The organism is Bradyrhizobium oligotrophicum (assembly GCF_051168495.1).
GTDB classification, from domain to species: Bacteria; Pseudomonadota; Alphaproteobacteria; order Rhizobiales; family Xanthobacteraceae; genus Bradyrhizobium; species Bradyrhizobium oligotrophicum_A.
Genome location: NZ_JBNPVB010000002.1, coordinates 357,571 through 378,227, shown reverse-complemented (window position 1 = coordinate 378,227; position 20,657 = coordinate 357,571). Strand labels below are relative to the sequence as shown.

Sequence of the window (20,657 nt, the reverse complement as noted above, 5' to 3'; positions counted from 1 at the left end):
CCCCAGATTGATTTCAATCGTGAGATGCTGCAATGCGCAGAAAATTCATTTCGGCGGCACACCTTGTCATTTCGATCTTCCTTGGATTGCTGATCGCCTGCCCGGCCCATGCGCAGAAGGCGTCCGATGAAGACGTCCAGCGGATCAAGGCCTCACCATTCGTGAAATACGCGCGCTACTATGCGCCCTATGCCATCCAGGCCGCGGCGGCCTATCTCGCGATCGATGATCTCGACCGCTACAGGTTCAAGCAGGACGATGACGGAGTTGGCGCCGACGTCAATTTCGTGGTCGGCAACATCTTCGAGCCAAAGGCTGCCCCGTTCGGCCAAGCCGCGCTGAAGGGATGGCAATATCAGTTCGGAAGCGACAGGCCGTTGACGTGCGTCGTGCCCACCGATGCCGCATGTCAGGCAGCCTTCAAGAACCGGGGATGGGAGTTCGGCAGCGGGCCCGCCTTCCAGGTCTGGGCCCGCAAGCGTTCGCCGGCCGTCGATCACACTGCGTGCAGCGAAGTCAATCTCGTGTTTCGCGGTACTGTCGGCCTCAGCACCGGCGACTGGCTGTCGAACGCCAACCGCTTCTATTCGCCCTACGATGACTACTATCAACAACTGCGCCGCAACATCGACGGCATTCTTGGCGTGATTCAGGGTCTCGACTGCTACCGTGTGGCGCGGAGGAAGCCGCAGATCGTATCGACGGGGCATTCGCTCGGCGGCGGCCTGGCGCAGTTCGTCGCGCTCGCTCACGACCCGAACGGCCCGAAGATCGTGAAGGTGTTTGCGTTCGATCCCTCGCCCGTAACCGGCGCGCATCTGCTCGCCAAGACGATCCGCACCGCCAACTCCCAGCAACTCGTGATCGATCGCATCTATCAGGAGGGCGAGATCCTGGCGTGGCCGCGCTGGGCGGTCCAGGAATATCCGTCGGCGAGTTCGACCTGCGGCCCGTTCGTCAGGACCGTCAAGGTCGACGCAGTCCCGGGCTCCGGACTGCTGAACCTTCATGGGATTCGCCCGCTCGCCGTCAAGACGGTCGAGCTATCCTATGACGGCGATCGCCTGAAGACCTATCAGGTGCCACCGTCGCCCGTGGACTGCAGGTTGAGATACGAGCCGCCTGGTGAGGATGGCGACGTGCTGGTGTCGATGGCCGATGGCCAGCAGCCGACGCGCTACGCCTCGACACATGTTCGCGCGCGAACGACCGTGGCGGTCTCGCCAGATGCGCTGCCGCCGGGATGGCGGACGCGGCTGGACGGTTCGACCGCACGGCTGGTGTCGATGCGTTCGCATCAGAAGCTCAAGCTCGGATCCTCGAAAGTTCGCAGGCAGCGCGTCGCTCACCTCTGAGCGTCAGTCACCCGCGCGCAAACATCCTGGCCTCATTCGCAATCACCGGCTTCACCGCGTCGCTGAGCCGCGCGGCCGCCGCATCCACCGTAAGTCCCGCCGTATCGACCACCGCATTGGCGCGGGCATAGAGCGGCTCGCGGCTGGCCAGGATGTTGCGCAGCTCGGCCATCGCCGAGCGGTCGTCGGCCATCGGGCGCAAATCGCCCTGGCGGCGCACGCGGGCCATGTGCTCCTCCGGCTCGGCCTTGAGCCAGATCGTGTAGAACGCATTGAGGATGAGGTCGAAGGTGACGGGCTCGGAGACGATGCCGCCGCCGGTCGCCAGCACCATCAGTTCGTTGCGTGCGAGCAACTGCACCAGCGCGGCCTGCTCCATGCGGCGAAAGCCTTCCTGGCCGTACAGCGCGATGATCTCGGCGACCGAGAGCCCGTTCTGCCGCTCGATCTCCTTGTTGAGCTCGACGAAGCTCCAGCCGATCCGCTCCGCCAGCATCCGGCCGAGCGTGGACTTGCCGGCGCCGCGCAGTCCGATCAGGGCAATGCCGGAGAACGTGCGCCGCAGCGGCGCCGACGGGCCGCCCGCCAGCAACTCCTTGACCTGCGCGATCTGGCTCGCGCTCGCCTTCTTCAGGAGATCACGGATCACGGGCCAGTCCTGGGACGGCTCACCACCGGGAATGATGTCGTCGAGCGGCGCGTTGATGGCATTGGCAATCCGGCGCAGTAGCACGATCGAGACGTTGCCTTTGCCGCTTTCGAGCTGGGCAATATAGCGTTCGGAAATACCGGAGACCTCGGCCAGCACCTTGCGCGACATGCCGGCGAGGCCGCGCATCCGCCGCACCCGCTGGCCCAGCTGGTCGAGGAAGTCGGTCTCGGCCGCAGACTGGCCGTCGTCGTCTCGCGCGGCGTCGCTGGGTAGCGTCATATGGCTGTGACACTCATGTGAATCGGAAACATAATGCCGGGCGGGATTGACAGCAAGCGCCGATAGTGGCCTTCTATGAATTATAATGCAAAAATCCGGGGAGAAATGCCGTGAAATCGTACAATGCGGTGTCGTGGTTGCTGGACCGCAATGTCGAGGCGGGCCGTGGCGACAAGCTTGCCTACACGGACACGGTCTCCGAGCTGAGCTATCGCGCTTTGCAGCAGCAGAGCTGCCGCGTCGCCAACATGCTGCGCCGCCTCGGCGTCCGCCGCGAGGAGCGCGTGGCAATGATCATGCTCGACACGGTGGATTTCCCATCCGTCTTTCTCGGCAGCATGCGCGCCGGCATCGTCCCGGTGCCGCTCAACACGCTGCTGACCTCGGAGCAATACGCTTATGTGCTCGCGGATTGCCGCGCCCGGGTGCTGTTCGTCTCCGAGGCACTGTATCCTGCCGTGAAGGATATCGTCGGGCGGATGCCCGATCTCGACTGCGTCGTCGTGTCCGGCACGAACGCCTTCGGCCACAAGCTGCTGGCTGAGGAGCTCGCGCGCGAGAGCGATCAGTTCGAGACGGTGGCGACCCACGAGGACGAGCCGGCGTTCTGGCTGTATTCCTCCGGCTCGACCGGCATGCCCAAGGGCGTGCGCCACCTGCACGGCAATCTCGCCGCCACCGCCGAGACCTACGCCAAACAGGTGCTCGGCATTCGCGAGAGCGACACCTGCCTCTCCGCAGCAAAGCTGTTCTTCGCCTACGGCCTCGGCAACGCGCTGACCTTCCCGCTCTCGGTCGGCGCCACCACGATCCTCAATTCCGAGCGGCCGACGCCGGCGCTGATGTTCAAGCTGCTCAACCGCTACAACCCCACCATCTTCTATGGCGTGCCGACCTTGTTCGCGGCGATGCTGCATGACGAGTCGCTGCGTCACGAAACTGCCGGCAGCGGCTTGCGCATCTGCACCTCGGCCGGCGAGGCGCTTCCCGAGTCGGTCGGCAATGCGTGGCGCGCGCGTTTCGGTGTCGACATTCTCGACGGCGTCGGCTCCACCGAGCTCTTGCACATCTTCCTGTCGAACGCGCCCGGCGACATCAAATACGGCTCCTCTGGCCGTCCGGTGCCGGGCTATCAGGTCCGCCTCGTCAACGAGGCCGGCGAGGGCGTGCCGGACGGCGAGGTCGGCGAGATGCTGGTGCATGCGCCCTCGGCCGGCGAGGGCTATTGGAATCAGCGCCACAAGACCCGCTCGACGTTCGAGGGCTATTGGACGCGCACCGGCGACAAATATGTCCGCGACGCCGAGGGCCGCTACACCTTCTGCGGCCGCTCCGACGACATGTTCAAGGTCTCCGGCATCTGGGTGTCGCCGTTCGAGGTCGAGAGCGCGCTGATCACGCATCCGTCGGTGCTGGAGGCTGCCGTGGTGCCGGAGGCCGATCCGGAGGGGCTGCTCAAGCCGAAAGCCTATGTCGTGCTGCGCCCGAGCGTCGATCGCTCCACCCTTCACGAGGCGTTGAAGGACCACGTCAAGCAGAAGATCGGCCCGTGGAAATATCCGCGCTGGATCGAGGTGGTGGACTCCTTGCCGAAGACCGCGACCGGCAAGATCCAGCGCTTCAAGCTGCGCGAGGGCGCTAATTAGAACGATATCTCGCCCGGGCGGCACTGCGCTCCCTCTCCCCGTTCTTCACGGGGAGAGGGTTGGGGTGAGGGGCAGCCGCACGGGTGGTGCGATTTGTTAGATCTCTCCGGGTCAGCCACAAGCGCCGACCGTGCGGAGAGCCCCCCTCACCCGGATGGCATCTGGCGATGCCATCCGACCTCTCCCCGCGCGCGGGGAGAGGCGAGCACCGAGCGCGCCGGGATGGCACCTTCCTTCATACGACCTCATTCAGTGCGGAGATCGCGATGACCTTGGCTGCATCTGGCTTCCTCACCATCGACGGCGCCCAGCTCGAATACCGCCTGATCGGTCCGCAGCCGTCCGACGCTCCATGCATCGTGCTGCTGCATGAAGGCCTCGGCTCTGTCGGCCTGTGGGGCGACTTCCCCGACAAGCTGCAAGCCGCGACCGGCGCTTCCGTATTCGCCTATTCCCGCGCCGGCTATGGCGCCTCCAGCCCGGTGACCTTGCCGCGTCCCCTCGACTACATGCAGCGCGAGGCGCGCGAGGTGCTGCCGACGCTGCTCGACGCGATCGGTTTCCAGCGCGGCCTGCTGGTCGGCCACTCCGATGGCGCCTCGATCGCCGCGATCTATGCCGGCAGCCGCGCCGACCATCGTCTCGACGGCATCGTGCTGATCGCGCCGCATGTCATCGTCGAGGACGTCTCGGTCTCTGCCATCGCCGCGATCAAGACCACCTACGAGACCACCGATCTGCCCGCCAGGCTGGCGCGCTGGCACAAGGACGTCGACAACGCATTCCGTGGCTGGAACGGCGCTTGGCTCGATCCGGCGTTCCGGTCCTGGGACATTACCACCGAGCTCGCCTACATCCGCGTCCCCGTGGCCGTCATCCAGGGCGTCGATGACCAGTACGGCACGGCCCGCCAGGTCGAGATCATCCAGGAGGAGTGCTATTGCCCGGTCGAGGTGGCCATGCTGCCGAAAGTCGGCCATTCCCCGCACCGTGAGGCGCCCGAGGCCACCCTGCGGGTCATTGCCGAATTCGCGGCGGCCACCTTGCCGGCGCCGGTATCACAAACATGAAACAAAGTGCATGTTTCGGCTTTTCGGCGTAGACGCCAGCCAAAACATGAATTATTGTGCATCTCAACGATAAGCACTCCAACGCAAGGGTGACTCATGGCCGGGGAAGACCGCGTGCTCGCGGGAGGCAAGACGTTCATCGATTTCCAGACTGATCCCTCCCGCTACAGGCATTGGAAGCTCTCGATCGACGGCGAGGTGGCGACGCTCGCCATGGACGTCGACGAGAATGGCGGCCTGTTCGAGGGCTACCAGCTCAAGCTCAATTCCTATGATCTCGGCGTCGACATCGAACTGGCGGATGCCGTCCAGCGTCTGCGCTTCGAGCATCCCGAGGTGAAGGTCGTCGTGCTGCGCTCGGCCAAGCCGCGCGTGTTCTGCGCCGGCGCCAACATCCGCATGCTCGCCGGCGCCACCCACGCCCACAAGGTGAACTTCTGCAAGTTCACCAACGAGACCCGCAACGGCTTCGAGGACTCATCCGAGAATTCCGGCCAGCGCTTCATCACCGTCGTCAACGGCACCGCAGCCGGCGGCGGCTATGAGCTCGCGCTCGCCACCGACCACATCATCCTCGCCGATGACGGCTCGTCCTCGGTGTCGCTGCCGGAAGTGCCGCTGCTTGCGGTGCTGCCGGGCACCGGCGGTCTGACGCGGGTCGTCGACAAGCGCAAGGTCCGCCGCGACCGCGCCGACGCATTCTGCACGACGGAAGAGGGCGTCAAGGGCAAGCGCGCCGTGCAATGGCGCCTCGTCGACGAGATCGCGCCAAATTCCAAGGTCGATGCCAAGGTCGCCGAGCGCGCCAAGGAATTCGCGGCCGCCTCCAAGCGCAACGGCAGCGGCAAGGGCGTCGCGCTGACGCCGCTGAAGCGCGTGATCGATGCGTCGAGCGTGCGCTACGGCTTCGTCAATGTCGACATCGACCGCGCCGCGCGCATCGCCACCATCACGATATCAGCGCCCGAAGCCGCACCGCCGACCGACATCGATGGCATGATCGGGCAGGGCGCTTCGTTCTGGCCGCTCCAGGTCGCGCGCGAACTGGATGACGCCATCCTGCATCTGCGCATCAACGAGCTCGGCATCGCGATGCTGGTGTTCAAATCGCATGGCGACCGCGCGCAGGTGCTGGCGCATGATGCCTTCCTCGAAGCCAACAAGGCGCATTGGCTGGTCAACGAAATCAGGCACTATTGGAAGCGCGTGCTGAAGCGCATCGACGTCACGTCGCGCACGCTGGTGACGCTGGTCGAGCCGGGCTCCTGCTTCGCCGGCACGCTCGCCGAACTCGTGTTCGCCTCCGACCGCTCTTACATGCTGATCGGCACCATCCAGGGCGACAACCGGCCGGCGCCGGCGATCGAATTGTCGGCGATGAATTTTGGGCCCTATCCGATGAGCCACGGCCTGACGCGGCTGCAGTCGCGTTTCCTTGACGATCCCAACGGGCTCGCGCGCGTGCACGAGCATGTGGGCAAGCCGCTGGAGGCGGAGGACGCCGAGGAACTCGGGCTCGTCACCTTCGCGCTCGACGACATCGACTGGGAGGACGAGATCCGCGTGTTCCTCGAGGAACGCGCCAGCTTCTCGCCGGACAGTCTCACCGGTCTCGAAGCCAATCTGCGCTTCGCCGGTCCCGAGACGATGGAATCGAAGATCTTCGCCCGCCTCACCGCCTGGCAGAACTGGATCTTCCAGCGTCCCAACGCGGTCGGCGAGGAGGGCGCGCTCCGGCGCTACGGCACCGGCGAGCGGCCGAGCTACGATATGACGCGCGTGTAAGGGAAGCGAATAGGGAGTGGCGAATAGCGACTAGGGAAGAATGTAGCGAAGCGCCATTCGCTACTCGCCATTCGCTGCTCGCCTCCAACAGATCAAAGCCCCCGGGAGGTCTCCATGAACATGAACATCATGAACGTCGACTACTCGACCAAGATTCCGAACAACGTGAATCTCGCCGAGGACCGTCAGGTCCTGAAGGCGCTGGAAGGCTGGCATCCGGGCTATGTCGACTGGTGGAACGACATGGGGCCCGAGGGCTTCCAGCAGTCGCTGGTGTACCTGCGCACGGCCTATTCGGTCGATCCGCGCGGCTGGGCCAAGTTCGACTACGTCAAGATGCCCGACTATCGCTGGGGCATTCTCCTCGCCCCGCAGGAAGAAGACCGCAAGATCCCGTTCGGCGAGCATTACGGCGAGCCGGCGTGGCAGGAGGTCCCCGGCGAATACCGCGCGCTGATGCGCCGCCTGATCGTGATCCAGGGCGACACCGAGCCGGCCTCGGTCGAGCAGCAGCGCCATCTCGGCAAGACCGCGCCGTCGCTCTACGACATGCGCAATCTGTTCCAGGTCAACGTCGAGGAGGGCCGTCACCTCTGGGCGATGGTCTATCTGCTGCAGAAATATTTCGGCCGCGATGGCCGCGAGGAGGCCGACGAGTTGCTGCGCCGCCGCTCGGGCGACGCGGATTCTCCGCGCATGCTCGGCGCCTTCAACGAGAAGACGCCGGACTGGCTGTCCTTCTTCATGTTCACCTATTTCACCGACCGCGACGGCAAGATGCAGCTGCACTCGCTCGCGCAGTCCGGCTTCGATCCGCTGTCGCGCACTTGCCGCTTCATGCTGACCGAAGAGGCGCACCACATGTTCGTCGGCGAGACCGGCGTCGGCCGCGTCATCCAGCGCACGGTGGAAGCGATGCGCGCTGCCGGCATCGATGATCCCTCCGACATCGCCAAGGTCCGCGCGCTCGGCGTGATCGACCTGCCGACCATCCAGAAGAAGCTGAACCTGCACTACACGCTGTCACTCGATCTGTTCGGCTCGGAGGTCTCGACCAATGCCGCCAACGCCTTCAATTCGGGCATCAAGGGCCGCTATCACGAGACCCAGATCCAGGACGATCACCAGCTCAAGAACGCGACCTATCCGGTGCTGAAGTTCGTCGACGGCGAGATCAAGCGGGTCGACGAGCCGGCGCTGACCGCGCTCAACATGCGCCTGCGCGACGACTACTCGCAGGACTGCATCAAGGGTCTGCTGCGCTGGAACAAGATCATCACCGCGGCCGGCTACCAGTTCGAGCTCAAGCTGCCGCACACCGCCTTCCATCGCGCGATCGGTGAGTTCAAGGACATCCATGCGACGCCGGATGGCATCCTGATCGACGAGGGCACGTGGGCGAAGCGCAAGGGCGACTGGCTGCCGTCGACCGACGACGGTGCCTACATCGCCTCGCTGATGAAGCCCGTCACCGAGATCGGCGAATACGCCTCCTGGATCGCCCCGCCGAAGGTCGGCATCGACAACAAGCCGGGCGACTTCGAGTACGTCAAGATCGAGACCTGATCCTCAACACAGGTGTCGTCCCGGGCAAGCCTGACGCCGCGGCAGCGGCGTCGGGCGCCGACCCGGGACCCATACCGAGTGATCTCGCGGTGTGAGCGTTGTGGCAGTCGCCGTGCGCTAAGATTGTCAGCGGTGGTTATGGGTCCCTGCGTTCGCAGGGACGACACTGGTTGTGTAGTTGCAGTCTTGGCCTCAACTATCCCATCCCGCGCCGGGAATGCCCGGGTTCGCGTAGACGATGCCGCCGTCCACTGCGATCGTATTCCCGACCACGTAGTCCCCCGCGCGCGAGGCGAGGAAGATCGCGGTGCCTGCCATGTCCTCGTCGGTGCCGATGCGGCCGGCCGGCACGCGCGAGGCGACCTCGTCGGCGTTGTCGCGCGCCGCCTTGTTCATGTCCGACTTGAACGGACCCGGCGCGATCGCCGTCACCACGATGTGGTCGTGGATCAACTTGGCCGCCATCCGCCGCGTCAGATGGATCAGTCCGGACTTGCTCGCCGCATAGGAATACGTCTCGAGCGGGTTGACGAAGATGCCGTCGATCGAGGCGATGTTGATGACCTTCGCCGGCCGTTCGGCGCTGGCCGCCGCACGCAGGGGAGCTGCGAGCGCCTTGGTCAGGAAGAACGGCGTCTTGAGGTTGAGGTTCATCACCTTGTCCCAGCCGCTCTCGGGAAATTCGTCGAAGTCGGCGCCCCAGGCCGCGCCCGCATTGTTGACGAGGATGTCGAGCTTCGGCTCGCGCGTCTTGATCTCACTCGCAAGCATGTCGATGCCGGCCATCGTCGAGATGTCGATCGGAAGCGCGATGCATTCGCCTTCATACTCGGCCGACAGCGCCTTGGCCGTCTCCTCGCACGGGCCGGCCTTGCGCGCGGTGATGTAGACCCGCGCCGCGCCATGGGCGAGCAGGCCGGTCGCGATCATCCTGCCGATGCCGCGCGAGCCGCCGGTGACGAGCGCGATGCGCCCCTCGAGCGAGAACAGGTTCCTGAGCATGACGCCTCCCTTTGATTGATTGTCGATTGCGCTTGTGGGCGTGGCGCAGCGGCACTGTCAAGTGAGACGCAGTCGCACGATCGCGCCGCAATCAGTCGGAGGGCGGGGGCGTCAAGCCAGGGTCACGCCGCGTCGATGCGGCGGAAACCGTTCCACATCGCGGTCGCGGCGCCGGAGGTCAGCACCGGCAGCACGCGGGCGTCCTGATAGTGGCCGTTGAGCGAGACGCGCGACAAGGCGGTGAGATGATCGGCGCTCTCGGCGAAGATCATGCCCGGGCGGGTCGTGACGGCGGTCTTGTAGCCGCTTGCGGCGGCCAGCACGAATTCGCGCTGCGCCGCGGCAGCGCGGTCGCCATAGGGGTAGGCCATGTGCCGCACCGGCCGCTGCAATTCGGTCTCGATCCGAGTTCGGCTTTCGGCGATCTCGATGCGGGCCGTCTCTTCGGTCTGCTTGGCGAGATTGCAGTGGCTGATCGAATGCGCGCCGATCGAGACGAGCGGCTCGGCGGACAGCGCCCTCAGCTCATCCCAGGACATGCAGAGCTTGCGACAGATCGACGCCTCGTCGACGCCGTGGCGCGCGCACAGCGCGCTGATCTCGCGCGCGACGTCGTGCTCACCTGGCAGCGAACGCAGCCAGTCGTGCAGGCGCTGGAACGTCACGCATTTGGCCGCCGGCGTCGAGGCGTCGAGCCGCAATGCGAGGCCGCCGATCGCGACCTCGATCTCGCGCGCCTTCGCCACCACGAGCTCCAGCGTGATCCACCACAGCCTTCCGCGGCCTGCCGCGAAATCGCTGGTGACGTAGATCGTGAAGGGCGCGTCGAATTCGCGCAGCACCGGCAGCGCGAAGTCGCGGTTGTCGCGATAGCCGTCGTCGAAGGTGAAGCAGGCGAAGCGGCGGGCGAAGTCGCGCTCCACCAGCCGGTGATGCAGCTCGTCGAGCGTGATGATGTCGATGTCGAGGTCGCGCAGATGCGACAGCATCTCGCGCAGGAAATCGGGCGTGATCTCGAGATGGCCGTTGGGCTGGAAATCGGCGTCGCGGCGCGGCCGCACGTGATGCAGCGTGTAGATCGCGCCCACGCCTGAGAAAATCGGTCGCAGCCAGACATGCGCGCCGCTCAGATAGAGCGCCTCCAGGCCGGCGCGAATGAATGTCTTGCGAAATCGTCTCATCTGAAACGCGCGGCCCGGTGCAGTGTCGGACGACATTACCGACGAAACGTTGAACAAAACCTTAGTCCGATCGCCGGCCCAATCGGGACGCCTGCGCCATTTCCGGTTTGACAGGCCCCCAAGGGTTTGTTTTCTCTCTGCTTCCTCGATGCGACGGATGACGAATGCGCGGACTTTTCAGGTGGAGCGGCAAATGGTGGCCTGGAGTCATCCCGCTGATGGTGCTTTGGGGCTTTGCGGCCTGGACCAGCACCGTTCCGCTCGAAAATGATCTCGCCGGCCGCAGTTCGGCCGCACTCAAGGGCTCCGTTCTCGACAGGACCAGCATCACGGTCGACGGCCGCGACGTCTATCTGCGCGCCAATGCCTTTTCCGAGGCGGGACGCCGCGACGCGGTGGCGGCGGTCGATGCGGTGGCCGGCGTGCGTCTCGTCAATGACGAGACCCGGCTGGTGCCCGAGGCCAAGCCGTTCGTGTGGTCCGCCGAACGCGACGTCGTCAGGGTGACGCTCGGCGGTAATGCGCCGCTGCCGGCGCTCAAGGGCCGGCTGGTGGAGGCGACACGCGCGGCGCTGCCCGGCGTCGAGGTTGCCGACCAGATGGGGCTGGCGCGCGGTGCGCCGCCTCGCTTGGAGGACGCCGCGCTGCTGCTGATCGGCCAGATCGGCAAGCTCAAGGACGGCAAGTTCACGATCTCCGACGGCGACGTCACGCTGACCGGCATGGCGCGCGAGCTCGGCGGCCGCGAGTCGATCGCAGTTGCGCTCGGCAAGCTGCCGGACGGCTTCAAGGTCGCCAGCAACGAGGTCAAGGCGCCGCCCTACATCTTCCAGGCCTACAAGGATCCGGTCGCCGTCACCGTGACGCTCGCCGGCAACGTGCCCGACGAGAACATCCATGCCGTCGTGGTCGGCTCGTCGTCGCGCAAATTCTTCAGCGAGAAGGTCGTCGACAATCTCAAGAACAGCATCGGCGCGCCGGCGAATTTCGTGAACGCGGCGGTGCCGGCGCTGGGCGCCTTGTCGCGGCTGTCGACCGGCACGCTGGTGGTGTCCGACCGCGACATCAAGATTTCCGGCGATGCCCTCTATGACGCCGCCGCCGCCCAGATCCGGACCGGGCTCGCCAAGGACGTCCCGCAGGGCTGGCAGGTGAAGGCCGACATCACGGTCAAGCCGGCGGCGGCGCCGGTCGACCCCACGGTGTGCCAGCAGCTGTTTTCGGACCTGCTCGGCAAGGCCAAGATCCGCTTCGAGACCGGCCGCAGCGACCTCGACCGGGATTCCACCGGGCTGCTCGATCGCCTCGCCGAGATCGCCTTCCGCTGCCCTGGTGCCAATGTCGAGATCATCGGCCACACCGATGCCGACGGCGATGCTGCGGCCAATCAGGTTCTGTCGCAACGGCGAGCCGAGGCCGTGGTCGACTATCTGGTCAAGGCCGGGCTGCCGGCGGACCGTTTCACTGCGGTCGGCTACGGCAGCACCCAGCCGGTCGCCTCCAACGACACCAGCGACGGCCGGGCGCAGAACCGACGCATCGAATTCCTGGTGAGGTGACGGACATGGCCTATCTCGTTGCCTTCCACTGGAGCTGGCTGGCCGGCGCGTTCGCCATCGGGCTGGCGATGGGCTGGATTGCCGTGGTTCACCGTGCGCCCGGCGTCTCGGGGTGGCTGACCTGGTCGCTGGCGGCGCTGGCCGCGGGTCTGGTGGCGGCGGCCGTGGCCAGCCTGATCCCCGGCCGGGCCGGCTACTGGCTCGAGCTGCTGCTGATCCTGTTCGTGCCCTATCTCGTCGGCTGCGCGATCGGCACCTGGCTGCGGGCGCTGGTGGTGAGGCGCAGCATGCGGCGGCGGTCCGCGGTCTGACGCCTGTTCGCTTCCGCGGCATTGAACTGGCCGGACCCTCGCCGCAGTGCGGTCGCGGGACACGAAGGTTTGACAGCGGCCGAGCCTGTGAAAGCGGCAGCGGACGCTTATCGTTGAGGCCGGCGTCTCCCCATCCTGTCGCCCCCGGACCGCCGGAGGCGCCGCTCCTCACCGAAGTTTAACCCCGGGGCGCGCAGGTTGAACGGGATCGCCGGCTGCCCATGTCCCCCTGCCTCGTCTGCTTGCCTCATGTGCGGCAAAACGGTGCATCGTATTTTTGCGAAGCCTGCTAAGTATATCCATGTGTACGCTTTTGTTCGCACGCCCCGTGTTCCCCAATGCGCCGAAACGCGCTACGAGGGCGTTGTATGCGCACATGACGAGGCGACCTCCAGGGCGCCATGTCCCCGGCCGTCGTGATTGGATCACGGTGAGAGGTGTAGATGCTTGAAGCCATACGCGGAGCGGTCACGTTCCTGCGCGAGAAGCAAGTGCTGCACAAGCTTGGCGTGCTGATCAGCATCGCGGTCATCGCGGCCGCCTGCTACGTCCTCTACCACATGCTGCGCGGGATCGACACCTACGAGGTGCTCGAAGCGATCAAGAGCACGGAGCCGCATCAGATTGCGCTTGCCGCCTTGTTCGTCGCCGCCGGCTATTTCACGCTGACGTTCTACGACCTGTTCGCGGTGCGCGCGATCGGACACGACCACGTGCCCTACCGCATCAATGCGCTGGCCGCCTTCACCAGCTATTCGATCGGCCACAATGTCGGCGCCAGCGTCTTCACCGGCGGGGCCGTGCGCTACCGTATCTATTCGGCTCATGGGCTGAACGCGATCGACGTCGCCAAGATCTGCTTTCTCGCCGGCCTCACCTTCTGGCTCGGCAACGCCGCCGTGCTCGGTCTCGGCATCTGCTATCACCCGGAGGCGGCGGCCTCGATCGACCAGCTGCCGCCCTGGGTGAACCGCATGGCCGCGATCGGCATCCTGGTCGGTCTGATGGGCTATGTCGCCTGGGTCTGGACCAAGCCGCGCGTGGTCGGCCGCGGGCCGTGGACCGTGGTCTTGCCGGGCGGCCCGCTGACCCTGCTGCAGATCGCGATCGGCATCGTCGATCTCGGTTTCTGCGCGCTCGCGATGTACGTGCTGGTGCCGGACGAGCCCAATCTCGGCTTCGTCGTGGTCGCCGTGATCTTCGTGTCGGCGACCCTGCTCGGTTTTGCCAGCCATTCGCCGGGCGGGCTCGGCGTGTTCGATGCCGCGATGCTGGTCGGGCTGTGGCAGATGGACCGCGAGGAGCTGCTGGCCGGCATGCTGCTGTTCCGGATTCTGTATTATCTGGCGCCGTTCCTCATTTCTGTAATCCTGCTGACGTTTCGCGAGGTTATTCTTAGCGCCAGGTCGAAGCGGCTGCGCCAGGCGGCGCTCAGCCTCGACCCGGGCCCCCCGCCTGAAGCCGCTTATGTGAGGAAGCGCAGCGATTCCGGTGCCTGACGCGACTTCAAGGGAACAATAGGACGCGATGGCCCTCGACGCTCCCTCCGCGACGCCACTCTCGATGTTCACCCCCTGGCCGGACCGGCTGCGCCATTCCGCGATCATCCTGCTCGCCGCGGCGCTCGCGCTGGCCGGGCTGGTGCTGCTCGACGAATTGCTGCCGCTGCGGGCTCTGGTGGTCTTCCTGTGCATCGCCGGCGCAGCCCTGGTGCCGTGGCGGCTGCACGGCGCGGTTGCCAAGCGGGAGGAGGAGCGCCACGCCAATCCGGTCGAGGCGCCGGCCGTCAGCGCCGTGGTCGAAGGCATTCCGGATCCCGCCGTGCTGCTCGACCGCGCCGGCCGCGTTATCCACCTCAATGCCGCCGCCGCCGAGCTCGCGCCCGCCTTGCGCAAGGGCGAGCTCGCCCAGTTCGCGCTGCGCATGCCGGAGATCATCACCGCATTGCGCGAGGCGATCGCCACCACCGAGATCCGCCGCGCCAGCTACCACGACCATGTCCCGGTCGACCGCTGGATGGAATTGGTCATCACCCCCGTTCCGGTGCCGACGGCGTTCGGCGGCACCGACAAATGCATGCTGATGACCTTCCACGATCTGACGCCGCTGCGCCGGGTCGAGGAGATGCGCGCCGACTTCGTCGCCAATGCCAGCCACGAGCTGCGCACGCCGCTCGCCGCGCTGTCGGGCTTCATCGACACCCTGCAGGGCCCGGCCAAGGACGATCCCAAGGCGCGCGAGCGCTTCCTCGGCATCATGCACACCCAGGCGACGCGCATGGCGCGGCTGATCGACGATCTGTTGTCGCTGTCGCGCGTGGAATTGTCGGCGCATGTCCAGCCGCACACCATGGTCGACGTCGTCGCCATCATCCGCCAGGTCACCGACGGGCTGGAGTCGCTGGCGCGCGAGCGCCAGGTCGTGATCGAGACCAGCCTGCCGGACGCCCCCGTCACCATCGCCGGCGACCGCGAGGAGCTGTTGCGCGTGTTCGAGAACCTGATCGAGAACGCGCTGAAATACGGCGCCTCCGGCGAGCGCGTGGTCGTGTCGCTGGAGCAGGCGGTCTCCGCCGACAACGCGCCGGAGATCCGGGTCAAGGTGCGCGATTTCGGCCCCGGTATTGCGCCCGAGCATCTGCCGCGCCTGACCGAGCGCTTCTATCGCGTCGATGTCGGCGACAGTCGCGCACAGGGCGGCACCGGGCTCGGTCTGTCGCTGGTGAAGCACATCCTCAACCGCCATCGCGGCCGGCTGCTGATCGAGAGCGTGCCGCGCAACGGCGCCGCCTTTACCGCGTGCTTCCCGCAGGCGAGATCCGCGCGCAGCGCCTGATCAGAACGCAATCGGCCCGGCGCAGGCCGGGCCATCGTGATCTCTGGCCGTTGGTCGACGCTTGCAGCCGCCGGACACGCGGCGCTGCGAAAGCGTCCTCATCGCCGGCCATCGCCGAGTGATCAGCGCGGGCTCGACTTCGACGGCTGGCGGCGGCGGTCGGCCGCAGGCTGATAGGCGACGCGCGAATGCTGCGCGCAATAGGGCAGGCCGGCGAGCGCCTTGCCGCCGCAGAAGAAGAAGTCCGGGCTCGACGGGTCGCCGACCGGCCAGTGGCAGGTCGCCTCGTTGAGCTCCAGCAGCGACAGCCGCTGATTCATCGGCACGACGTTGTCGAATGCAACCGGATCGGGCTCCGCTTCGACTTCGAAAACCTGTGCGAGTGCGGTGTTGCCGCGCGCCACCGGACGCGTCACCCGCATCATCGGCTGCGCCGGACGGGCGGGCTTGCGCTGGCGCGGTGCCGCGGTCGCCGGGCTCTTGGCACGGCCGGACAAGCCCAGCCGGTGCACCTTGCCGATCACGGCGTTGCGCGTCACGTTTCCGAGTTCCGCGGCGATCTGGCTGGCCGACAGTCCGGCCTCCCAGAGTTTCTTCAACTGCTCGACGCGATCGTCGGACCAGGTCAATACCGTCATCGAACCCTTCCCTTCGCGGTGCGCCGGCCAATTCCGGGACGGCGCTGCGATCTCTGTCTCAAGAAAATCCCTGACGGCAGAATCCCTTATCCCTCGCCGGGCACGCACATGGCACCCGGACGTTTACGCGAACAAAAACTCCTGAGGGATCAGAACTGCCGCACGAGATGTCGTACTCGACGTTGAAAACGCTACAATATGGCGTGACTCTCGCGCAAGAGTCGGCAAACACCGTCCACACATTCCGCGGTTCCGCGCGGCGTGTCTCGCGCGTGTCATGCGTCCGCAATCACACGGGTCCGCGCTGGCGCAGGGCAGACGACGCGTAGTTGACTCCGAGCGCCGCCAGCATACAATAGCTGTACGTGCCGCCTTGAAAAGGCGGCACATTTTGTTTTCCAGGGTGGGGTCCCTGATGCGCGATGGCGCCACGTGGCGCGTGTCTCGGCCAGCCCGTCAGCTCATGTGATCGCAATGACAAGTGTTGCTGCTACGCATCTTCTCCCCGTATTCGCCCGGGTCGATCTTTCCTTCGAGCGCGGCGAGGGCGCGTGGCTGATCGCGACCAATGGCGATCGCTATCTCGACTTCACCTCCGGCGTCGCCGTCAATTCGCTCGGCCATGCGCATCCGCATCTGGTCAAGGCGCTGCAGGAGCAGGCCACCAGGCTCTGGCACATGTCGAACCTGTTCAAGAGCCCGGACGGCGAACGGCTCGCCGCACGGCTGTGCGAGCAGAGCTTTGCCGACTACGTGTTCTTCGCCAATTCCGGCGCCGAGGCGATGGAAGGCGCGATCAAGATCACGCGCAAATATCAGGCGTCCAAGGGCCATCCCGAACGTTATCGTATCATTACGTTCGAAGGCGCGTTCCACGGCCGCACGCTGGCGACGCTCGCCGCGACCGGATCCGCGAAATATCTCGAGGGCTTCGGCCCGCCGATGGACGGCTTCGACCAGGTGCCGCTCGGCGACATCGAGGCCGTGAAGAAGGCGATCGGGCCGCACACGGCCGGCATCCTGATCGAGCCGGTGCAGGGCGAGGGCGGCGTGCGCACCGCGCCGCTGTCGTTCTACAAGGCGCTGCGCCAGCTCTGTGACGACCATGGCCTGCTGCTCGTCGTCGACGAGGTGCAGACCGGCATGGGCCGCACCGGCGATCTGTTCGCGCATCGCTGGCTCGGCGTCACCCCTGACGTGATGTCGCTGGCCAAGGCGCTCGGCGGCGGCTTCCCGATCGGCGCGGTGCTTGCCACCGCCGAAGCCGCCTCCGGCATGACACCCGGCTCGCACGGCTCGACCTTCGGCGGCAATCCGCTCGCGGTCGCCGCTGCCAATGCCGTGCTCGACGTGATGCTGGCGCCCGGCTTCTTCGATCACGTCCGCAGGATGTCGCTGCTGCTCAAACAGAAGCTCGCATCCGTGGTCGACCGTCATCCTGATGTCATTTCCGAGATCCGCGGCGAAGGCCTTTTGATCGGCATCAAGGCGGTGGTGCCGTCGGGCGATCTGGTGGCGGCGCTGCGCGACCAGAAGCTGCTCACGGTCGGCGCCGGCGACAACGTCGTCCGTTTCCTGCCGCCGCTGATCGTCAATGAATCCGAAATCGAACAATCGGTCGAGATGCTCGATCGCGCCTGCACGGCGCTGTCGGGCGGTCCTGGAAAGCAGGCGGCCGCATCATGAGCAAGACCATGGGCAACACGCCGCGTCATTTCCTCGATCTCACCGAGATGCCGGTCGAGGAGCTGCGCAACATGCTGGCGCTGTCCAGCGCCATGAAGAAGACGCTGAAGTCGCGCGAGCCGGCCCGGAAGCCGCTCGACGGCAAGGTGCTGGCGATGATCTTCGACAAGCCGTCGACGCGCACCCGCGTGTCGTTCGACGTCGGCATGCGCCAGCTCGGCGGCGAGGCGATCATGCTGACCGGCACCGAGATGCAGCTCGGTCGCGGCGAGACCATCGCCGACACCGCGCGCGTGCTGTCGCGCTACGTCGATGCGATCATGATCCGCATTCTCAGCCACGAGGCGCTGCTCGAGCTCGCCGCGCACGCCACCGTGCCCGTCATCAACGGCCTGACGCGGCGCTCGCATCCCTGCCAGGTGATGGCCGACGTGATGACCTTCGAGGAGCATCGCGGCCCGATCGAGGGCCGCACCGTGGCCTGGACCGGCGACGACAACAACGTGCTGGCGTCATGGGCGCATGCCGCCGAGCGTTTCAAGTTCCGCCTCAACGTCGCCACCCCGCCGCAGTTGTCGCCGGGCAAGCCGATGAAGGATTTCATCCGCGCCACCAGGGCCGACATCCATCTCAGCCACGACCCGGAGGCGGCGGTGACCGGCGCCGACTGCGTCGTCACCGACACCTGGGTCTCGATGGGCGACAAGGACGGCGAGCACCGCCACAATCTGCTCAAGCCCTATCAGGTGAACTCCAAGCTGATGTCGCTCGCCAATCCGGAAGCGATCTTCATGCACTGCCTGCCCGCCCATCGCGGCGAGGAGGTCACCGACGAGGTCATCGACGGCCCGCAGTCGGTCGTGTTCGACGAAGCCGAAAACCGCCTGCACGCGCAGAAGGGCATCCTGGCCTGGTGTTTCGGTGAGCGGGCGTAGATCGTCGCCAGCAGGCTCTAGTAGTTAAATAATCTTTGAGCCACGCATCCGGTGCACCCTCTCCCCTTGTGGGAGAGGGTGGTTTCCCCCTTGTGGGAGAGGGTGGTTTCCATGCGCAGCATGGAAACCGGGTGAGGGGTTGCCCCGGGCTCAGGCTTGAGTTTGTGGCACCAACCCCTCACCCGAGTGAGCTTGGAGTTGCCGACTGTGTAGCCCTCTCCCACAAGTGGAGAGGGCGCAGTCATGAGCGCTGCGATGGGGCTGATCGTTCGATCGTCATGGGCCGATGAAATGAGTTCAATGTGAGCCGACATCGCGCGGCATCCTCGGTGCACCCTCTCCCCTTGTGGGAGAGGGTGGTTTCCATGCGGGAGCATGGAAACCGGGTGAGGGGTTGCCCCGGGCGCAGGCCTGAGTTTGCGGCACGAACCCCTCACCCGAGGGAGCTTGGAGTTGCCGACTGTGTAGCCCTCTCCCACAAGGGGAGAGGGCGCAGTCATGGGCACCGTGAAGCAGCTGATCGTTCAATCAGCGTAGACGGACTACCACAATTTAGCAGGCTCGCGTCGAGATCGCGCGGCTTGCTCGGTGCACCCTCTCCCCTTGTGGGAGAGGGTGGTATGATCGAGCGAAGCTCGATCATACCGGGTGAGGGGTCTCCCTCCGCTCGCTGAGCTTCGCGAGAATGTCCTCGAGAACGGCCGTTCGTTGCTGGAGCACATCGTTGTTCCAGTATCGCGCGACCTCAAACCCCTCGCTGGAAAGAACCTCGTCTCTCGTTCGATCACTCATGGCATCGGCGTGCTGGCTGCCATCGATCTCGATGACCAGCCGCTGTTCGAAGCAGACGAAGTCGAGGATGTAGCTCCGGAACGGCACTTGGCGGCGAAACTTGAACTGCGACAATCGCCGGTCGCGCAGCAATCGCCACATCGCGGCTTCGGCTTCAGTTGGCTCTCGGCGCATCGCCTTTGCGAAGCTGCGGATGCGCTTGCCGGCCGGTCGATGATGCGGAATTCGTGGCATCGATTCACCCCCCCCGAAGCGGTCATCTCCTCCCGCGCGAAGGGTATACGGAGCCCGCCTCATGCGGTAGTTCCAAACCCCTTTCACTTTCCCCGCATCGTCCCCAAATAGGCGCCATGACAGGCTCTTCCCCCGACAACGACATCCATCTCGACACCGGCCGTGCGCCCTCGGCCGTGCCGGTCGACGACGCCGTGCTGCCGTTCGAGGTCGCGGCGCTCGATCTGCGCGGCCGCCTCACCCGCATGGGACCGGCGCTCGACGACATTCTCACCAAGCACGCCTATCCGGCGCCGGTCGGCAAGCTGCTCGGCGAGGCCATCGTGCTGACGACCCTGCTCGGCTCGCAGCTGAAATTCGACGGCCGCTTCATCCTGCAGACCCAGACCGACGGTCCGGTGTCGTTCCTGGTGGTCGACTTCCAGGCGCCCGATCGTCTCCGCGCCTATGCGCGTTACGATGAGGCGCGCCTCGGCGACGCCAAGGATTCCGGCAGCCTGCTCGGCAAGGGCCATCTGGCGATGACCATCGACCAAGGCGCCGACATGAGCCGCTATCAGGGTCTCGTCGCGCTCACCGGCGGCAGCCTGGAGGACGCGGCGCACGAATACTTCCTGCGCTCGGAGCAGATCCCCACGCGGGTGCGCCTCGCCGTCGGCGAGGAGTGGAGCGGCGGCAAGCATCGCTGGCGCGCCGGCGGCCTGTTGACGCAGTTCCTGCCGCAGGCGCCCGAGCGTCTGCGCCAGGCCGATTTGCATCCCGGCGATGCCCCCGAAGGCACCGAGATCCACGCAATCGAGGAGGACGAGGCCTGGGTCGAAGGCCAGTCACTGGTCGCGACCGTCGAGGACGTCGAACTGATCGATCCCGCGCTGTCCGGCGAACGGCTGCTGTACCGCCTGTTCCACGAGCGCGGCGTCCGCGTGTTCGACCTCGTGCCGCTGCAGGCGCGCTGCTCCTGCTCGCGCGACGCGGTCGCCAACATGTTGAAGAGCTTCTCAGCCGAGGATCGCGCCGACATGGTCAAGGACGACAAGGTCGTCGTCACCTGCGAGTTCTGCTCCTCGGTCTATCAGTTCACCCCGCACGAAGCCGGCGTGACGGAGAACTGAGCGGGCCAGTCTCTCTCTA

The 20,657-nt window shown here is 65.8% G+C and carries 17 protein-coding genes; 12 read left to right on the top strand and 5 right to left on the bottom strand.

Translation table 11 applies throughout. The features are described from left to right. Positions 1-32 precede the first annotated feature (32 nt). Positions 33-1,355, top strand: coding sequence for a lipase family protein (locus ACQR1B_RS05275; protein ID WP_434834339.1), 1,323 nt, complete (start codon positions 33-35; stop codon positions 1,353-1,355). Positions 1,356-1,362: 7 nt separating this feature from the next. Here ACQR1B_RS05275 and ACQR1B_RS05270 read toward each other — a convergent pair whose 3' ends face one another. After that, positions 1,363-2,286, bottom strand: coding sequence for a helix-turn-helix transcriptional regulator (locus ACQR1B_RS05270; RefSeq protein ID WP_434834340.1), 924 nt, complete (start codon positions 2,284-2,286; stop codon positions 1,363-1,365). A 128-nt stretch (positions 2,287-2,414) separates the two neighbouring features. On the opposite strand from ACQR1B_RS05270, the gene ACQR1B_RS05265 reads away from it, so the two are divergent. The 4 genes from ACQR1B_RS05265 to boxB all read left to right on the top strand — a co-directional run bounded on the left by ACQR1B_RS05265 (position 2,415) and on the right by boxB (position 8,353). Further along, a complete protein-coding gene (locus ACQR1B_RS05265) occupies positions 2,415-3,932 on the top strand; it encodes a benzoate-CoA ligase family protein (RefSeq protein WP_434834439.1) in 1,518 nt (505 codons plus the stop codon). A gap of 266 nt (positions 3,933-4,198) precedes the next feature. Continuing rightward, the gene (locus ACQR1B_RS05260; RefSeq protein ID WP_434834341.1) at positions 4,199-5,002 is read left to right on the top strand and encodes an alpha/beta fold hydrolase; all 804 of its coding nucleotides are present in this window, start codon (positions 4,199-4,201) and stop codon (positions 5,000-5,002) included. Between the two features lie 96 nt (positions 5,003-5,098). Continuing rightward, on the top strand, positions 5,099-6,787 hold the full coding sequence (gene boxC / locus ACQR1B_RS05255) for a 2,3-epoxybenzoyl-CoA dihydrolase (RefSeq protein WP_434834342.1): 1,689 nt from the start codon (positions 5,099-5,101) through the stop codon (positions 6,785-6,787). A gap of 114 nt (positions 6,788-6,901) precedes the next feature. After that, a complete protein-coding gene (gene boxB, locus ACQR1B_RS05250; protein ID WP_434834343.1) occupies positions 6,902-8,353 on the top strand; it encodes a benzoyl-CoA 2,3-epoxidase subunit BoxB in 1,452 nt (483 codons plus the stop codon). Positions 8,354-8,545: 192 nt separating this feature from the next. On the opposite strand, the gene ACQR1B_RS05245 is transcribed toward boxB, so the two are convergent. Continuing rightward, complete coding sequence (locus tag ACQR1B_RS05245; protein WP_434834344.1) at positions 8,546-9,355, bottom strand: SDR family oxidoreductase; 810 nt, start codon at positions 9,353-9,355, stop codon at positions 8,546-8,548. Positions 9,356-9,477: 122 nt separating this feature from the next. Beyond that, complete coding sequence (locus tag ACQR1B_RS05240) at positions 9,478-10,536, bottom strand: polysaccharide deacetylase family protein (protein ID WP_434834345.1); 1,059 nt, start codon at positions 10,534-10,536, stop codon at positions 9,478-9,480. A gap of 164 nt (positions 10,537-10,700) precedes the next feature. Between ACQR1B_RS05240 and ACQR1B_RS05235 the strand changes: the two genes are divergently transcribed. The 4 genes from ACQR1B_RS05235 to ACQR1B_RS05220 all read left to right on the top strand — a co-directional run bounded on the left by ACQR1B_RS05235 (position 10,701) and on the right by ACQR1B_RS05220 (position 15,241). Next, on the top strand, positions 10,701-12,095 hold the full coding sequence (locus tag ACQR1B_RS05235; protein WP_434834346.1) for an OmpA family protein: 1,395 nt from the start codon (positions 10,701-10,703) through the stop codon (positions 12,093-12,095). Positions 12,096-12,100: 5 nt separating this feature from the next. Then, positions 12,101-12,406, top strand: coding sequence for a hypothetical protein (locus ACQR1B_RS05230; protein WP_434834347.1), 306 nt, complete (start codon positions 12,101-12,103; stop codon positions 12,404-12,406). 443 nt (positions 12,407-12,849) lie between these two features. Continuing rightward, positions 12,850-13,905, top strand: coding sequence for a lysylphosphatidylglycerol synthase domain-containing protein (locus ACQR1B_RS05225; protein WP_434834348.1), 1,056 nt, complete (start codon positions 12,850-12,852; stop codon positions 13,903-13,905). Between the two features lie 28 nt (positions 13,906-13,933). Further along, entirely contained in the window at positions 13,934-15,241 is a 1,308-nt protein-coding gene (locus ACQR1B_RS05220; protein WP_434834349.1) for an ATP-binding protein, read from the top strand. 122 nt (positions 15,242-15,363) lie between these two features. Here ACQR1B_RS05220 and ACQR1B_RS05215 read toward each other — a convergent pair whose 3' ends face one another. Next, complete coding sequence (locus tag ACQR1B_RS05215; RefSeq protein ID WP_434834350.1) at positions 15,364-15,879, bottom strand: GcrA family cell cycle regulator; 516 nt, start codon at positions 15,877-15,879, stop codon at positions 15,364-15,366. A 474-nt stretch (positions 15,880-16,353) separates the two neighbouring features. Between ACQR1B_RS05215 and ACQR1B_RS05210 the strand changes: the two genes are divergently transcribed. Together ACQR1B_RS05210 and argF are read left to right on the top strand one after the other, a co-directional pair. Continuing rightward, entirely contained in the window at positions 16,354-17,565 is a 1,212-nt protein-coding gene (locus ACQR1B_RS05210; protein WP_434834351.1) for an aspartate aminotransferase family protein, read from the top strand. Between the two features lie 8 nt (positions 17,566-17,573). Further along, positions 17,574-18,500: an ornithine carbamoyltransferase gene (gene argF, locus ACQR1B_RS05205; RefSeq protein WP_434834440.1), complete on the top strand. Its 927-nt coding sequence runs from the start codon at positions 17,574-17,576 to the stop codon at positions 18,498-18,500. 639 nt (positions 18,501-19,139) lie between these two features. Here the strand turns inward: argF and ACQR1B_RS05200 are convergent. Further along, on the bottom strand, positions 19,140-19,526 hold the full coding sequence (locus ACQR1B_RS05200; protein ID WP_434834441.1) for an endonuclease domain-containing protein: 387 nt from the start codon (positions 19,524-19,526) through the stop codon (positions 19,140-19,142). A 116-nt stretch (positions 19,527-19,642) separates the two neighbouring features. On the opposite strand from ACQR1B_RS05200, the gene ACQR1B_RS05195 reads away from it, so the two are divergent. Further along, the gene (locus ACQR1B_RS05195) at positions 19,643-20,638 is read left to right on the top strand and encodes an Hsp33 family molecular chaperone (protein ID WP_434834352.1); all 996 of its coding nucleotides are present in this window, start codon (positions 19,643-19,645) and stop codon (positions 20,636-20,638) included. Positions 20,639-20,657 lie beyond the last annotated feature (19 nt).

Coding starts and splice junctions, on each gene's coding strand:
- ACQR1B_RS05275 (WP_434834339.1), top strand. CDS start 33: ATGCGCAGAAAATTCATTTCGGCGGCACACCTTGTCATTTCGATCTTC.
- ACQR1B_RS05210 (WP_434834351.1), top strand. CDS start 16,354: ATGACAAGTGTTGCTGCTACGCATCTTCTCCCCGTATTCGCCCGGGTC.
- ACQR1B_RS05230 (WP_434834347.1), top strand. CDS start 12,101: ATGGCCTATCTCGTTGCCTTCCACTGGAGCTGGCTGGCCGGCGCGTTC.
- ACQR1B_RS05195 (WP_434834352.1), top strand. CDS start 19,643: ATGACAGGCTCTTCCCCCGACAACGACATCCATCTCGACACCGGCCGT.
- ACQR1B_RS05215 (WP_434834350.1), bottom strand. CDS start 15,879: ATGACGGTATTGACCTGGTCCGACGATCGCGTCGAGCAGTTGAAGAAA.
- boxC (WP_434834342.1), top strand. CDS start 5,099: ATGGCCGGGGAAGACCGCGTGCTCGCGGGAGGCAAGACGTTCATCGAT.
- ACQR1B_RS05245 (WP_434834344.1), bottom strand. CDS start 9,355: ATGCTCAGGAACCTGTTCTCGCTCGAGGGGCGCATCGCGCTCGTCACC.
- ACQR1B_RS05220 (WP_434834349.1), top strand. CDS start 13,934: ATGGCCCTCGACGCTCCCTCCGCGACGCCACTCTCGATGTTCACCCCC.
- ACQR1B_RS05270 (WP_434834340.1), bottom strand. CDS start 2,286: ATGACGCTACCCAGCGACGCCGCGCGAGACGACGACGGCCAGTCTGCG.
- boxB (WP_434834343.1), top strand. CDS start 6,902: ATGAACATGAACATCATGAACGTCGACTACTCGACCAAGATTCCGAAC.
- ACQR1B_RS05235 (WP_434834346.1), top strand. CDS start 10,701: ATGCGCGGACTTTTCAGGTGGAGCGGCAAATGGTGGCCTGGAGTCATC.
- ACQR1B_RS05225 (WP_434834348.1), top strand. CDS start 12,850: ATGCTTGAAGCCATACGCGGAGCGGTCACGTTCCTGCGCGAGAAGCAA.
- ACQR1B_RS05260 (WP_434834341.1), top strand. CDS start 4,199: ATGACCTTGGCTGCATCTGGCTTCCTCACCATCGACGGCGCCCAGCTC.
- argF (WP_434834440.1), top strand. CDS start 17,574: ATGGGCAACACGCCGCGTCATTTCCTCGATCTCACCGAGATGCCGGTC.
- ACQR1B_RS05200 (WP_434834441.1), bottom strand. CDS start 19,526: ATGCCACGAATTCCGCATCATCGACCGGCCGGCAAGCGCATCCGCAGC.
- ACQR1B_RS05240 (WP_434834345.1), bottom strand. CDS start 10,536: ATGAGACGATTTCGCAAGACATTCATTCGCGCCGGCCTGGAGGCGCTC.